This is a genomic window from Bacillus sp. EU55, from assembly GCF_038005925.1.
GTDB lineage: Bacteria > Bacillota > Bacilli > Bacillales > Bacillaceae > Bacillus > Bacillus velezensis.
The window spans coordinates 4185028-4200274 of the sequence record NZ_JBBOUE010000001.1; the positions used below are offsets into that span (position 1 = coordinate 4185028).

The 15247-nt window shown below is 47.2% G+C and carries 12 protein-coding genes; 2 read left to right on the plus strand and 10 right to left on the minus strand.

Annotated features, from left to right (window positions below; translation table 11 throughout):
* Nucleotides 1-115 precede the first annotated feature (115 nt).
* The 3 genes from rocF to NYE50_RS21330 form a co-directional block, all read right to left on the minus strand.
* The gene (gene rocF, locus NYE50_RS21320) at nt 116-1006 is read right to left on the minus strand and encodes an arginase (RefSeq protein ID WP_076424846.1); all 891 of its coding nucleotides are present in this window, start codon (nt 1004-1006) and stop codon (nt 116-118) included.
* A 73-nt stretch (nt 1007-1079) separates the two neighbouring features.
* Nucleotides 1080-2480, minus strand: a complete 1401-nt coding sequence (locus tag NYE50_RS21325) for an amino acid permease (RefSeq protein WP_159353647.1) — start codon at nt 2478-2480, stop codon at nt 1080-1082.
* A gap of 223 nt (nt 2481-2703) precedes the next feature.
* Complete coding sequence (locus tag NYE50_RS21330; protein ID WP_159353648.1) at nt 2704-3909, minus strand: ornithine--oxo-acid transaminase; 1206 nt, start codon at nt 3907-3909, stop codon at nt 2704-2706.
* A gap of 207 nt (nt 3910-4116) precedes the next feature.
* Between NYE50_RS21330 and NYE50_RS21335 the strand changes: the two genes are divergently transcribed.
* Entirely contained in the window at nt 4117-5532 is a 1416-nt protein-coding gene (locus NYE50_RS21335; protein WP_053285281.1) for a sigma-54 interaction domain-containing protein, read from the plus strand.
* A 45-nt stretch (nt 5533-5577) separates the two neighbouring features.
* On the opposite strand, the gene NYE50_RS21340 is transcribed toward NYE50_RS21335, so the two are convergent.
* The 7 genes from NYE50_RS21340 to NYE50_RS21370 form a co-directional block, all read right to left on the minus strand.
* Nucleotides 5578-6297, minus strand: coding sequence for a cupin-like domain-containing protein (locus NYE50_RS21340; RefSeq protein ID WP_159353650.1), 720 nt, complete (start codon nt 6295-6297; stop codon nt 5578-5580).
* A 13-nt stretch (nt 6298-6310) separates the two neighbouring features.
* On the minus strand, nt 6311-7936 hold the full coding sequence (locus tag NYE50_RS21345; RefSeq protein WP_159353651.1) for an ABC-F family ATP-binding cassette domain-containing protein: 1626 nt from the start codon (nt 7934-7936) through the stop codon (nt 6311-6313).
* 27 nt (nt 7937-7963) lie between these two features.
* Nucleotides 7964-9154: an MFS transporter gene (locus NYE50_RS21350; RefSeq protein ID WP_159353652.1), complete on the minus strand. Its 1191-nt coding sequence runs from the start codon at nt 9152-9154 to the stop codon at nt 7964-7966.
* Nucleotides 9155-9172: 18 nt separating this feature from the next.
* Nucleotides 9173-10495 carry an ABC transporter substrate-binding protein gene (locus tag NYE50_RS21355; protein ID WP_159353653.1) on the minus strand — a complete coding sequence of 441 codons (1323 nt, stop codon included), beginning with the start codon at nt 10493-10495 and terminating at the stop codon, nt 9173-9175.
* Nucleotides 10492-11499, minus strand: a complete 1008-nt coding sequence (locus NYE50_RS21360) for a ThiF family adenylyltransferase (RefSeq protein WP_159353654.1) — start codon at nt 11497-11499, stop codon at nt 10492-10494. The genes NYE50_RS21355 and NYE50_RS21360 overlap by 4 nt, the downstream gene beginning before the upstream one ends.
* Before the next feature lie 231 nt (nt 11500-11730).
* A complete protein-coding gene (locus NYE50_RS21365; RefSeq protein WP_159353655.1) occupies nt 11731-13149 on the minus strand; it encodes a sensor histidine kinase in 1419 nt (472 codons plus the stop codon).
* Nucleotides 13146-13829 carry a response regulator transcription factor gene (locus tag NYE50_RS21370; RefSeq protein ID WP_095060437.1) on the minus strand — a complete coding sequence of 228 codons (684 nt, stop codon included), beginning with the start codon at nt 13827-13829 and terminating at the stop codon, nt 13146-13148. The genes NYE50_RS21365 and NYE50_RS21370 overlap by 4 nt, the downstream gene beginning before the upstream one ends.
* Nucleotides 13830-14042: 213 nt before the next feature.
* Between NYE50_RS21370 and NYE50_RS21375 the strand changes: the two genes are divergently transcribed.
* A complete protein-coding gene (locus NYE50_RS21375) occupies nt 14043-14954 on the plus strand; it encodes a PepSY domain-containing protein (protein WP_094296163.1) in 912 nt (303 codons plus the stop codon).
* Nucleotides 14955-15247: the final 293 nt, after the last annotated feature.

Below are 15247 nucleotides of genomic sequence, written 5' to 3' on the forward strand. Positions count from 1 at the left end.
CCTTTCCCATTTTGTGTAATAAATATATCATATTTACAGGTCTAAAAAGAGGGTGGCAGCCCGCTAGTTTCCTCGTGGCAACAAAAAAACCTCCGCAGGTGCGGAGGCGCATATTTTATAACAGTTTTTTTCCTAACAAAGATTCTACCAGCTCGACCGCTGTTTTGCCGGTTTTGTTTTTGTGATCGAGGATCGGGTTGACTTCGACAAATTCAGCTGAAGTGATGATGTCGGCATCATACAGCATTTCCATTGCCAAGTGGCTTTCACGGTAGCTGATGCCGCCGACGACAGGCGTGCCTACGCCGGGTGCGTCGCTCGGATCAAGGCCGTCGAGGTCAAGGCTGAGGTGAACGCCGTCACAGTCTGACAAGTAGTCAATGGTTTCTTCAATGACCTTTGTCATGCCGAGGCGGTCAATCTCATGCATCGTATAGACCTTCATGCCTGTTTCCTTAATGTATTCACGCTCGCCTTCATCAAGCGATCTCGCGCCGATGATGACGACGTTCTCCGGCTTGATTTTCGGGGCATACCCGCCCAGGTTCACCAATGTGTCGTGCCCGACGCCGAGGCTGACGGCCAGCGGCATTCCGTGAATATTGCCTGACGGCGATGTTTCCAGGGTGTTTAAGTCGCCGTGCGCGTCGTACCAGATGACGCCGAGCTGTTTATAGTGCTTTGCCGTTCCTGTCAGCGTTCCGATCGCGATGCTGTGATCGCCGCCCAAGACGAGAGGGAACCGCTCATTCTCAATGACGCTTTCCACCTTTTGGGCGAGCTGCTCGTTCCCCGAGAGCACAGAGTTCAGATTTTTCAGCTCTTCATCATTTTTGAGTTTTTCACGATTGACGGGGATGTCGCCTAAGTCTTCCACCGCATACCCCATGTCAGATAACCGTTCAATGAGATGCGCGTAGCGGATGGCGCTCGGGCCCATGTCCACTCCGCGTCGTGCTTGTCCTAAATCCATCGGCATTCCAATAACTGAGATATTCTTGTTCATCCGTTTTTCCACCTCAACATGTTGTATGTTGTCCTGTGCGGGTTTCTCAAAGATGACTTGGACACGAAAAGATTTAAAGCTCTATCTGTTTTTCTGACTGCTTATGCTTTTTTACATACAGATGATAGACGATAACGCACACCGCCATGAACGGAATGCCGCAATAAAGGGCGAGCCGCTGTTCTGAATCAAATGCGAGGCTGATCAGAACGACCGTGTTTAACGTCAGCCCGATAATAGGCAGCACCGGGTACAGCGGTGTTTTAAACTTCAGGTCTTCCACTTTGCCGCCTTCGCGGATGTATTTCCGTCTGAACATCAGCTGTGACAGGGAAATCGTGATCCAGCCGACCTGCGCGCTTAGTCCGGCTAATGATAAGAGAAACATATAAACGGTTTCCGGCGCTGCCACTTTAGACAGCAGTGACAGGCAGGCGACGGCCAGCGTCACGATCAGAGCGTTCATCGGCACCCCGCGTTTATTTGTTTTGCCGAGCGATTTAAAGGCTTGTCCTTCGTTCGCCATGGCATATAAGATACGCGTCGATGCAAACAGGCCTGAGTTGGCCACTGAGAGCAGCGCAATTAAGATAACAAAGTTCATAATATCGGCGGCATATGGAATACCGATTTGTTCAAACACCACGACAAACGGGCTTTCGACCACTCCCGCCTGCTTCCACGGAATCATCCCGGCAATGACGATGATGGAGAGAACGAAAAAGACAAGCGTTCTCCATACCGTCTGCCGGATAGAGCGCGGAATCGTTTTCTCGGGATTTTCACTTTCTCCCGCGGCAACCCCGATCAGCTCCGTTCCCTGGAACGCGAAGTTTACGGTAATCATCGTAATAAGCATAGCCTTAATGCCGTTCGGAAACAATCCATCCTCATAAAAATGAGAGAAGAAAGGAGCCTGCTCGCCGTGTTTCATGTCAATCAGGCCGAACATGGCGGCGCCGCCCAAAATAATAAACAGCAGAATGACTAAAATTTTAATACCGGAAAACCAAAATTCCGACTCAGCGAACGCTTTTATGGTAATGGCGTTCAAAAGAAACATCAGTCCGACAAACACGAGGCACCACACCCATACGGGAACATGCGGAAACCAGCGGAGCATCAATTGTCCCGCAGATAAAAACTCAATGGCGCATGTCACCGCCCAGCCGAGCCAGTACAGCCAGCCGAATGCGAAACCGAAAGCGGGGCTGATGAATTTGGTTGCGTACGTCTGAAACGACCCTGATACGGGAAGGGCAACCGCAAGCTCGCCTAAGCAGAGCATTGTCAAAAACATAATAAAACCGCCGACCAGATAAGACAGAACCGCGCCCAGCGGTCCCGCCTGGTTAATTGTAAATCCGGTACTCAGGAAAAACCCGGTGCCGATCACTCCGCCCAAAGAAATCATAAACAAATGGCGTGATTTCATTGTGCGCTGAAGCTGATTCTCTTTTTGATTTGTATTCACTATTCTGCACCCCTTCAGCAACTTGTATTGGAACCAAGCCGGTGCTTTGAAACCGATTTGCTGTCCAAAGAGCCTCTATTTGTATATGAATGTTATATGAAATTCATTTTCGTACATAAAGATACATTATACTAAAATACTGTCGCCGCGCAAATAGAGTGTGCTGAATTTTTTATTTGTAAATTCCATACAAGCCGAGGGAAAGCATTGCCGCATCAAGGTTTTACGCGTTTTGAAGCACGTTTGTGATCTTTTGGATCGCCCAGTCCAAGTCTTCCTCGGAAATCATTAACGGCGGTGCAAAACGGATCACGGTATCATGTGTTTCTTTGCATAAAAGCCCTTCGCCTTTCAGCTTTTCACAATAAGGGCGGGCCGCTTCTGTCAGTTCAACGCCGATAAACAGGCCGCGACCGCGCACGTCTTTTATGATCGGGTTATCAATTTTCTCAAGCTCTTCTTTAAAATAACGGCCAAGCTGAAGGGAACGCTCTGCCAGCCCTTCTTCCTCAAGGACTTCAAGAGATGCGAGCGATACTGCGCAAGCGAGCGGGTTTCCGCCGAATGTCGAGCCGTGGGAACCCGGGTTAAACACGCCGAGAATGTCACGGTTCGCCGCAATGCACGAAATCGGGAAGACGCCCCCGCCGAGCGCTTTGCCTAAGATGAACATATCCGGTACGATATTTTCCCAGTCAACCGCGAATGTTTTCCCTGTGCGGCCGAGTCCCGTCTGAATTTCATCAGCGATCAGAAGTACATTTTCTTCCTTACAAATGGCTGCCGCTTCTTGTAAAAATCCTTCCGGCGGAATGACGATGCCCGCTTCACCCTGAATCGGTTCGAATAAGAAAGCGGCTGTGTTCGGCGTGATCGCCCGGCGCAGCGCTTCTGCGTCTCCGTATGGAATTAATTTTATACCCGGAAGCATAGGTCCGAAACCGCGTTTATACTCATCTTCTGAAGAAAGGGATACCGCAAGCATCGTTCTGCCGTGGAAGTTGCCGATACACGCAATGATTTCCGCCTGATTATCCGCTACTCCTTTGACCTCATATGCCCAGCGTCTCGCCGCTTTGACAGCGGATTCAACGGCTTCCGCCCCCGTATTCATCGGCAGAATCATATCTTTTCCGGTCAGCTTGGCTGTTTTCTCATAAAACGGACCGAGCTGATCATTATGGAACGCGCGTGACGTCAGAGTGATTTTATCCGCCTGATCCTTCAGCGCCTGAATGATCTTCGGATGTCTGTGCCCCTGGTTCACCGCAGAATAAGCACTCAGCATATCCATATATTGATTGCCTTCAGGGTCTTTTACCCAAACACCCTGCGCTTCGGAAATAACAATCGGCAGAGGATGATAGTTGTTCGCGCCGTAATGTGAAGTTTGGCTGATAATTTCTTGAGATTTTGTGAAAGCTGACATAATCTGATTCCCCCTTGTTTTGTAATCATTCAACATTAGATCTTGCTTTCCCTTTTTATAAAGCAAGTTCCGTGCCAATTCGAAAAAACGGGATGTTTCGCCAGCATTCTTTCTTTTCCCGCAAAATTTTCCGGCAGTTTGTGTGCAAACTTCAGCCAAGCGCAAAATTTTTTTGCGTTTCCCGTTCGATTTATTTTAAAATAATGAATGTTAAGACGATTGAGAGGGGGAATTGACCTGCACACAACCAGCGAATTTTACACACTCGTGTTACAAAGCATTCTGGAAGAGATTGATGTCGGGCTGCATGTGGTGGACGAAAAGGGCAGCACCGTCATTTACAATAAGAAAATGATGCAGATTGAAGATATGGATGAACGGGACGTCCTGCATAAAAACCTGACTGATGTATTTATGTTTTCCAATCAGCAGGACAGCACGCTCGTTCAGGCCCTTCAAGAAGGCAAAACGATTAAAAACGTGAAGCAAAGCTATTTCAATAACAAAGGCCAGGAAATCACGACGATCAACCACACCTTCCCGATTGTGCAAAACGGCGAGATCAAGGGAGCCGTGGAAATCGCCAAGGACGTCACCAAGCTCGAACGGCTGATCAGGGAGAACATGCACAGGAAAGAACAGAACAGCTACACGTTTGACAGTATTCTCGGCAACAGCCCGGTCATTCGGGAAGTCATCGAAAACGCGAAACGGGCAACCCGCACATCATCATCGGTGCTGTTGGCCGGCGAGACGGGAACGGGCAAGGAACTGTTCGCCCAAAGCATTCACAACGGCAGCCAGCGCTCAGGCGCCCCGTTCATCTCACAAAACTGCGCCGCCCTGCCGGATAGCCTGGTCGAAAGTATTTTATTCGGCACGAAAAAAGGCGCCTTTACCGGAGCCATCGACCAGCCCGGCTTATTTGAGCAGGCGCAGGGAGGCACCCTGCTCCTTGATGAGATCAACTCGCTCAATCTCAGCCTGCAGGCAAAACTGCTCCGCGCCCTTCAGGAAAAGAAAATCAGGCGCATCGGATCAGCGCAGGACAAACCGATTGACGTCCGCATCATCGCCACGATGAATGAAGACCCGATCACCGCCATTTCAGAAGAGCGGCTGCGCAAAGATTTATACTACCGCTTAAGCGTTGTCACGCTGATCATTCCCCCGCTCCGGGAGCGCAAGGAAGACATTCTGCCTCTGGCCGAAGTGTTTATCCAGAAAAACAACCACCTGTTCCAAATGCATGTCGATTCGATCAGTGACGATGTGCAGCGATTCTTCCTGGAATATGACTGGCCGGGCAACATTCGCGAGCTTGAACATATGATTGAAGGCGCCATGAACTTTATGACGGATGAAACGACGATTACGGCGGCCCACCTGCCTTACCAATACCGGATGAAAATCAAACCCGCTGACACGGAAAGCAAAGCCGCCGCAAGCACCCAGCCCGGCACCGATTTAAAAGACAAAATGGAAAACTTCGAAAAATACATGATCGAAAAAACCCTGAGAAAACACGGCAATAACATATCCAAAACGGCAAACGAGCTCGGAATCAGCAGACAGAGCCTGCAATACCGCCTGAAAAAATTCGGTCTGGACCGGATGAAATGAATCCATACAAAAAAAGGCTGAGATGCTCCTCAGCCTTTTTTCAGGTTATGTCTGATTGGCAAGCCTCTCTCCGGTAAACCAAAAGTTTTCGCTCACTGCCAATGTATGTTCCGTATTCTCGACTTGATGCCACCAATAGCGCGGCGCGTAAATGATTTCTCCCGCCTTTTGTCTGAAGCGGATCGGAGACGCCTTTTGCGCCAGCGGTTTTTGCTCTATATCTTTTTCATCAAAGACATTGATATTTCCTTCGTACAAATACGGAGAGTCGTCCGGATGATAGAAGATCCATTCCTTCTCTCCGAAAATGACGCCGTTCCACGCGTGCGTGCTGTTAAAATCCTGATGCAGCGGCGTGCCTGTCTGCTTAGAACCGAGAAAGAACCATTTCCAGTCCCGTCCCGTTTCTTCGTCCGCTCTCAATGTGTCTTTTGTAAAATACTCGGGTGCGGAATAGACAAGGTCTAAGTCATTTTGGTTCAGCTGCGTAAAATTCCAGTCACAGTACCATTTGTCATCATTCTGATCAATGTACTCGATATAGTTGGAAAGCTTTACTTGTTTAAACGTTTTGACCCCTTCGATATCTGATTTCCGGATGGTGACCATTCTGTCTCCATAGTGTTCGTCAATGTATTCAAGCGTCCACGGCCTGCATTCCCAGTGATCCATTGCCCCCGTCAAAATAAAAGGTTTCTTATCAGCATACTCGTTTACAAAAAGATCGTACGATAACTCATTGATTGTCAGTCTGTCAATGGTCATATCCATTCCCCTTTTATTCGGCAATCTGCCGTTTTTTTTGTTTGGCGTAACTGTATGGACCTGAAAAGATGGTGACGTTTTGATTCTCAAGCCAGAAAATCTTGTTGAACTTCTCCAGCAGGTTTCTGTCGTGAGAAACGCAGATAATGGTGCCTTGAAACTGCATCAGGCTGTTTTCGAGAATTTCCTGAGATTCAATGTCCAAGTGGTTGGTCGGCTCATCCAGGATCAGGACATTCAGTTTTTTTTCCATTAAGATGGACAGCTTCAGCCTGATTCTCTCACCGCCTGACAGGACAGAAAGTTTTTTAAAGACCGACGACCCGTAAAATCCGTACTTGGCCAGCATATTCCGGGCCATGCCCTCTTCAGTCAGCAGATTTTCTTTAAAGAATTGCAGAATCGTCTGGCTCGAATCTCCGACATGGCTCTTTTGATCAATGTAGCCTATCTTAAGATTTTCCCCCAATTTAATGGTGCCGTCCGACAGTTCTCTTTCCCCGATGATACAGCGGATCAGCGTTGTTTTGCCGACGCCGTTTCTGCCGACGACGCCGATTCTGTCTTTATGCTTTATTCGCAGATTCACATTATGATATAAAAGGGAAGATCCGTTGGCCACCTTTCCGTTTTCAATGAACACAATATCTTTTGAACCGGCGCCTGCTTCCTGAAATGCGTTTTTTAATTTTTGCTCCGTCCGGACCGGCTTATTGATCAGCTCGATCCTTTTCAGCGCCTTTTCCATATTATTCGCGCGTCTGTGCAGGCTGACAGACGGCGGATTCGAGCGGTTGGCCCAATCTCTCAGCTGGGCGATGGATTCCTTCATCTTCTGTATTTTTCTCTGCTGTTCTTCATATTTCTCAAACTGGGCGATAATGAATTCTTCCCGCTTTTTCAGGTATTCGCTGAAACCGTAAGGCCAGATCTTCACCTCGGTATCGTCAATCTCGAGCACCTTCATCGCCGTCTGGTCGGCAAACGTTTTATCGTGGGTCGTAAACAGAATGGTTTTGTTCGATTTTTTTATAAACCCTTCAAGCCACTCAATCGCGTGGACATCCAAATGGTTGGTCGGCTCGTCCAGCAGTATAATGTCGTCGTTGCGGATTAAAATTTCGGCAAGGCCGGCTTTTGTTTTTTCGCCGCCGCTCAGCTTTGAGAACGGCTGATCCTTTAATTCGCTGAGGCTGAGCCCGTTGCATACCTCGTCAATCATCGCATGCATCTTGTAGCCGTTGTTCCGCTCAAATGTTTCCGTGTATTGACTGTACTTTTCCAATAAAGCAGTCAGCTCGTCATCACTCATCGGTTCCGAAAGCTTCAGCTCAATGGCCTTCATTTCCTTCTGGATCGCCGCGAGAGCTTCAAACGATTTTTCCAGATATTGATACAACGTCAGATCCTCATGGGGATCAGCGATCTGCTTCAGCAAACCGACCTTCGCCCCTTTGTTGATCGCAATCGTTCCTTCATCCGCCTCAAGCTCTCCTGAAAGCACCCTGAACAGCGTGCTTTTGCCGGAACCGTTCGGCCCGGCCACAAGCACTTTTTCGCCTTCATTGATGAAGAAAGAAACTTGTTTGAAAATGGTATCTCCCGCTAAATTTACCGTAAGATTATGAATATTCAGCAATTCACATCATCCCTTTGTCTTTCTGATTCAAAGCTCGACTTTATTCTGGATGGCGACGCTCGCTTTCAGTTTGTAAAAGCTGAGCATCATAAACAGCGACAATAAGATGGATAATACCCCGATTGCGGTCAGCAGCAAAGCTGAATCAAAATAGTCCGTTAAGAATCCGATAAACGGAAAGGCAATGAACATGAAGAGCGAGGTCATCAAACTGATAATGGACAGCAGCGTGGCTCTCGTTCTTGACGGAATCTCATTATTCACCACCTGACTGGATACGGGTTCTATCACATCATAGAGCGCGTTAATGACGACAAAAGCTGCAATCGTCACGTACAGACTGCCCGAAGGTATAAACAGATAGGCCGCCCCGATGATGCAGAATGTTAGCAGAAGCACGCGCCTCGGCGTGAATTTTTCCGCCGGCTTTGAAGAAAAGATGGAGCACAGCGCCTGCAAGATGGACAGCCCCGCAAAAATAATGGATATATTGCGCACGGACAGCCCTTCCTGACTTAACAAATCTTGTCCGTACATATAAAAAACCGATGTAATCGCAAAGAAAACGGAGAGTGACAGCACCAGATATTTAAAGGCTTTGTTCAGCCTGAAGAAATCTTTGACTTCTTTTAAGATGTCCCCGACCGTCTGCGTTTCGTGTTCACTGTTTTCAAATTTGATTTCCGTCAGCTGTGTAATGACCGCCATCGCAATCAGCTGAGTGACAATCCCGGCGATAAACACATACGACCATGATATTTCCTGCAAGTAGCCGCCGATGCCCATGGCGATCGCAAGACCGAGTATGACAAGTCCGTTATAATTTCCGATGGATTTGCCGTACCATTTTTCTTTCCCTTGTTCTTTCAGTGAATCAAACAAAAAGGCGTGATCCGTTCCTGATATAAACGTCAGCCCGATACCGTATATCATATGGGCGATGAAGAGGGCGATGAAGTTATGGAAGCTCAGGAACATCACCAAATAGACAATGACCATAAAATGGCCAAGCAAGAGCGATTTTTTTCTCCCGATTCTGTCCGAGATGACGCCGCTCGGCACTTCCGCCAGAAACATCGCCAAATTCAGGACCGATTGCAGGATGCCTACAAGAAACAATGAATAATTCATGCTTGTTAAATATAAAATCCAAATTCCCCGTTCGAAAAAGAAGTTTCCGAAAAAACCGGAGAAATAAAGCAAATTTCGATTCCGCAAATGAATACCCCTTTCCAGCTATCTGCATTTAACATCATGAACAGAAAGGAGCCCGTCAGTCTTTACACTAAAACCCTCTATACATGGATCTTGCAGATACAGACTTTTCCCAAAACAAATTGGGTAATAATGAGTTGTATTCTCGAATAACGCAAAAAGTTCCTTCTTTTTTTCAGATCCTGCGGCATCAATGATCGTTTTTTTCTTCCCTGGATCGCTGATGTCGCGGATGAAATATTTGATATAGCTCAGCTCATGCATGTAAGCCGGCAGGAACAAATGGAGCTCAATATCAAACCCGCTTTTATCCATATGGTAATAATCATTGAAATGACTGACGCGGGAGACGGATACGTCCGCTCCGGCCCGCCGAAACAATTCAGCCAGCCTTTCAATGATCTCTCCGTTGGGATAATAATCGGCATAAACGATTCGGATCGGCTCTTCTTTTGTCAAAAGGGGCGGATCTTTCTGCGGTGTCCGCCCGCTTTCCCATATACCGATCAGTGAATCAGTCGGTGTGATGATATGCCCCAAATCCCCGGCCAGTTTTTGTTTATCAAAATAATGCTGAATGAAAGATCTCAGCATGACGTCCTTTACCTTGAAGGTAAATAACATCGGCAAATGATTTTCTTTAAAATCAGCATACTGCCGATACCTCATGTTGGAATGATGAAACTGGGTGTGGCAGGTCACGTCCGTTTGATTCGCTTCGTACAGCCCGATGCTTTTTTCCAGATCATCATTCAAAATAAATTGGATGATCTGAACGGTGCGGTCATCCGCGGGCGTCATTTTATATTGCGGATTCCGCTCAAATTCCAGCCCCTTCTCAAACGTACGCTTAAATCGGTACGGGCCGTTTTCCGGCACATCGCCCTCGGCGGTTCTCGGAATCAGAAAGCTGCTCTGCAAAACGGCTTCTATTTCATCAGATGGCTCGTCCAAGGTGACTTCAAAGCGTTTTTCGCCCGTTACGTTCACCCCGAGCTGATCGGATGAGACGAGGCCTTTTACATACGGAACGGCCTGTTTTATGTTCAGGAAACTGCCGAGATGGGGACTTTGATTTTCTTTCGTCAGATGATAGATGATCGTTTGAACCACACCCTCGGCGTCACCTAAATAGTCCGGGTGAATGTCCACCTGACAGGTGCGGCGATCTTTGCGGATGATTCGGCAGTTATAGCCGTCCTGCAGGCTTTCATACATAATGCTGCAAATCATCTTGCTTGTGTAATCCTGCGTATCTAATGGGTTCAAGCGTATCGGGCTTGTGTCGATTTCTATTTTCAGAGGGTCGCCCGGTTTTCTCGCCGTACGATGCATCGTCTTCATAAAGCGCTTTCCTTTTGAGAAAGCTTCGTTTCTGTAATATGAAGGCCGTCAAAGTCCAAGCCGATGCGGGTATTCAGGGATTTCGGGCTTCCGCCTGCAAGGTATGTGATAATGTCATGAGACATAAACGAGGATATAATACCGTTTGTCGCTCCTAAAGAACCTTTGATCGGTTCATCGGGGTAACAGTTCAGAAGTCCGGCCGGCATGTTTTTTTCATAGGTGACGCCGGATTGATAGGATTCAGGCGTGAGCAGAGGCCCCCATTGGCCGCTGAAGCTGCCGACACCCCCGGTCATAAACGCGATATTCCGCTGCTTACAATACTGATAAACCCATTCAGAAATGTTATGGGGTTTGTCAGCGGCATTTATGACGATATCAATTTCGTACGGATCTAACACACGCAGGTCCTGCGGCTGTGTAATTTCCTGATGGTAAAGTGCTGCGTCCGCATGGGGATTGATACCCGCAATATAATCTCTGCATTCTGAGATCTTTAATTTGCCTACAGAAGATTTATTATAGACGAATTGTCTGTTCAGGTTATGTACTGATACGGCATCGAAATCAATGAGAATAAAATGCTGCATGCCCGCCGCCAGAAGGTTTTGAAGAATGATCGTTCCGACGCCCCCCAGACCCACGATCGCTGCCCTGCTGCCGTCTAATCTGTTTTGGATCAGATTGGGGTTTTGGTTGTATTTCTCAAAATGGTACAGCTGCTTTTCAGTGATGCGGCCTTCACGGCCGTTTTGCCATGGCTCTATTAAAGCATCCAATTTCATTAACGCATCGAAAAACTGGTTTCCCGCTTCCTCTCCCAGAAGATCAGAAAGCTCTTGTTTTTCACAGCCGGTGATCAGCCGTTCAACCGCCTCTTTGATCTCACTCGTATGCGCAAGCTTAATCGCCTTTCGATATTGAATGATAATATGCGCCGTGTAGGTCAGCACCTGCACGCTGTCTTTAAACTTCCAGCGCTTACAGTCAGTTGACATCATGACATACCCCCTGAAAGATAATAACTCCCCAATGAGGGGAGTCACGGCTTTACTAGCAGCGATGCACCAAGCTTGCTGTTTCTGTATCAAGATCAAGTTCTTCAATCTTCATCAGTACACACCCCCTTTACCAATAACTAGATATTATCATCAATATTGGAAAAGGACAAGTTATTTTTTGAAAATTTAGAATTTATATATAAATTGTGATATTTCTTCCTGCTTCCCGGGTTATCCCGGCAGCCGGATGATGAACACGGAGCCTTTTCCCTGCTCACTTTTCACTTCAATTGTTCCGTTATGGCTGTCGATAATGGTTTTAGTAATGGCAAGACCCAGCCCCGCGCCGCCGGATTGACGGGATCGGGAGGTTTCCGCCCTGTAAAACCGGTCAAACAAATGAGGCACATGCTCCGGAGCGATTCCCGTTCCGTTATCCGCAATCATAAGCATGATTCCTCCGTCTTTCTGCAGGGAGACGGTGATGACACCCGTGTCTTCATCCGTATGCTGCACCGCATTGTAAAATAGATTGAGAATGACCTGCTTCATTTTGTCTTTGTCAAAAACGGCTTCTATCTTTTGATCGACAAAGAACTCGAGCTTCCGGTTTCTCGCGAGCAGCTTCAGCTGAGCCTCCATTTCCAAAATGACGTCTCCCAATGCGCCTTTTTTCATTTCAAAGCTCGGCACCCGGTCAATCTTCGCGAGAAACAGAAGATCCTCTATCAGCTTATTCGCCCTGGCGGATTCCGCGTACATGCTTTGAAGCGCTTTTTCTTTCTGCTCCGGCTTCTCCGCCGCTCCGCGCATTAAAATTTCGATAAAGCCGTGAATGGAGGTAAGCGGCGTTCTCAGCTCATGTGATGCGTCTGATACAAACTGCCGGATTCGTTCCTTCGCTTCTTTTTCCGCCTGAAAAGAGGTTTCAATCCGTTCCAGCATCTGATTGATGGAGATGCCCAATGACTCAATTTCGGCCTGCTTCCTATCGATCGGCAGCCGTTTATCGAGACTGCCGGCATTAATGTCACCCATCATACGCACAATGCGGGACAGCGGCTTGAGTGTGAGCCGGATCACCGGCAAGAAAACAAACAGTCCGATGACCAAAGCCGCAAAGGAAAGCACCGCGAAAATGCTGATCTGGCGGAAAAGCGAATCATTCAGAGGCTGCGTCAGCGTGCTCATCTGCACAACTCCCGCCTGCCTTCCGTCAACGGAAATCGCCTGAAACACGACGATGATTTCCTCACCCGCCTTATTGTGAGCCACCTGATAGTGAAGCGCCATTGTATCTGTCAGCGCATCCTGATACACTTTTTTCGGGAAAGAAGGAGCGGCCCCCGCGTGCGGGTCTTCTGATAAAACAGACATCTTGTATGATGGATTGATAAAAGCAACCGTCACCCCGGGGTAAATCAAATTCGGATGAGCCGATGTTTCGGAACGGGCAAGGGTTTTGATTGACCTCCATACGCTTTGATCCATTGAATTGATATAACTCTGAATGCTGATCGCCTGATTTTCATACATCGTCCGTGTCATAAACATGTACTGAGTGCCGCCGATGAAACATAACAGCAAGGCCAAAATCGCCAGTGACCTGAACAGGAGCTGGAATCGCAGGGTTCTGTACAGCCGTTTCATGCCAGATCCACCCTGTACCCGGCGCCCCGAACCGTGCGAATCACCTTGTGTTCTTTGTCCTTCAGCTTTTCGCGCAAAGAACGGATGTACACCTCGACGATATTGTCTTCCCCGTAAAAATCATAGCCCCATACCTGATCGAGAATCCTCGTTTTGCTGAGAACCGTTCCGTGGCGGAGCACTAAACATTTCAGCAGTTCATATTCGGTGGCGGACAGCTTCAAAGGCTGTTCATTGTAAAAAATCTCTCTGCTCCGGTCATCGATTCGGAAGGGGCCGAGCACCACCTCATCGAAAAGATGCGGAAACTGGTTGCGGATTCTTGCGTAAATTCTGGCAAGCAGCTCCTCAAAGCTGAACGGTTTGATCATGTAATCATCAGCGCCTTCAATCAGCGCCTTTACGCGAAACTCTACTTCATCCTTCGCGGTCAGCATGATGATGGCGGTATTGCTTGTTTTCTTAAGCATCCTTGACAGCTCAAGCCCATCCATTCCCGGCATCATCACGTCCAAAACGGCAATATGAGGCTGAAATGTTTTCACAAGATTCATCGCCGACATCCCGTCTGCCGCGGACATCACTTCAAACCCTTCATTGACAAGCCCCATCGTTAAAAAATCAATGATGGCGGGCTCGTCGTCTACAATCAGCACCTTGATGCCTTTCAACTTATCCATGATGCAGTCTCTCCTTAGATGTATCAGCCTGTGTTTATTTTTTTCGCTTCCCCTTCTATTATTCGCTTTTATCTGAAACAAAACTGAATCTAAGCTGAAAATCCGCTGAATTCAGGAAGTTTTCAGCTTAGATTCATGTTGTTTTCAGTTTGGGTCTTTACAATAAGCCTTAGTTGGGAAGCCAACAATGAAATGTTTAAGGAGGAATATATGATGGGAATTACAAAAGTTTTATCAGGAGCTGCACTGGGGACCATACTTTCAATCAGTTCTTTAACTTCAGCGCATGCGGCTGTCATTCATAAGGATGACGCAGCGCAGACGAAAGTGGAAACGAAACAGCAGGCTTCCGTTTCTATCTCTAAAGCGAAAGAGACCGCATTGAAAAACTGCAGCTGCAAAGGCGCCGTTCAATCAGCGCAAATGAAAAAAGTCAACGGCGCTTACGTATATGTTGTCAACGTCCTTGACGTAAAAGGAAAGCAGCACACCGTCAATGTCAACAGCTCCAGCGGAAAAGTCGTGAAACACCAAATTGAAAAGAAACAGCAATTCATCTCAAAATCCGGCGCTGAAAAAATCGCCGTGAAGAATTGCAAAGGAACAGTGAAGTCTTCTGAGCTGAAGACCGAACATAACGCTTTGGTTTACGTGGTTCAGGTGTCAGGACAAGACGGGAAGCTTCACACATTCCATATCAATTGTAAAAACAGCAAAATCGTCAAACATGATATAAAGAATAACCAGCAACACATGACCCGTGCAAAAGCGGAATCGTTCGCACTCAGCCATTGCAAAGGCGCTGTGAAATCCGCTCAAATGAAAAAAGAAAACGGCGTATCAGTCTATGTTGTCAGCATATTCGGCCAGGACGGCAAGCTTCATACGCTCCACATGGACGGCAAAAGCGGAAAAATCCTGAAAGAAGAAGTGCAGAAAAAACAAGTGATGATCGCTTCTAAAAAAGCGCATTCCATCGCGCTCAGCCATTGCAAAGGCGCTGTGAAATCGTCTGAAATGAAGAAAGAAAACGGCGTCTACAAGTACATCGTGAAAATCACTGCCCAAAACCATACGGAACAAACGGTTAAAATAAACGCTCAAAACGGAGCCATCTGTAAATAACAAAAAATAAGCTGCCGGCAGTTTCATCTGCCGCTTCAATTCAGCAGCACCAGTCTGTTTCAATCACAAAGTTCTAAGTTCATGTCTACCTTTTTCTAAATATACCCATTTTTAACTGAACGTGTTGTGACCCACGTTCAGTTCTTTTTTATGGATTCTGAAAAAAGGCATAAAAAAAGCGCCCTGAAAAAGGACGTTTGATATGACATGTTTCATTTTCTTAAATTCTGCATTCTAAAATAATTCTTCCTTCACATTCACCTTCAATTTCATTCAATACGATGATCACATCA

What these genes read in the sequence shown, in the direction of transcription:
- NYE50_RS21340 (WP_159353650.1), bottom strand. Translation starts at nt 6,297, where the DNA reads ATGACCATTGACAGACTGACAATCAATGAGTTATCGTACGATCTTTTT.
- NYE50_RS21330 (WP_159353648.1), bottom strand. Translation starts at nt 3,909, where the DNA reads ATGTCAGCTTTCACAAAATCTCAAGAAATTATCAGCCAAACTTCACAT.
- NYE50_RS21375 (WP_094296163.1), top strand. Translation starts at nt 14,043, where the DNA reads ATGGGAATTACAAAAGTTTTATCAGGAGCTGCACTGGGGACCATACTT.
- NYE50_RS21360 (WP_159353654.1), bottom strand. Translation starts at nt 11,499, where the DNA reads ATGATGTCAACTGACTGTAAGCGCTGGAAGTTTAAAGACAGCGTGCAG.
- NYE50_RS21365 (WP_159353655.1), bottom strand. Translation starts at nt 13,149, where the DNA reads ATGAAACGGCTGTACAGAACCCTGCGATTCCAGCTCCTGTTCAGGTCA.
- NYE50_RS21355 (WP_159353653.1), bottom strand. Translation starts at nt 10,495, where the DNA reads ATGAAGACGATGCATCGTACGGCGAGAAAACCGGGCGACCCTCTGAAA.
- NYE50_RS21335 (WP_053285281.1), top strand. Translation starts at nt 4,117, where the DNA reads ATGTTAAGACGATTGAGAGGGGGAATTGACCTGCACACAACCAGCGAA.
- rocF (WP_076424846.1), bottom strand. Translation starts at nt 1,006, where the DNA reads ATGAACAAGAATATCTCAGTTATTGGAATGCCGATGGATTTAGGACAA.
- NYE50_RS21370 (WP_095060437.1), bottom strand. Translation starts at nt 13,829, where the DNA reads ATGGATAAGTTGAAAGGCATCAAGGTGCTGATTGTAGACGACGAGCCC.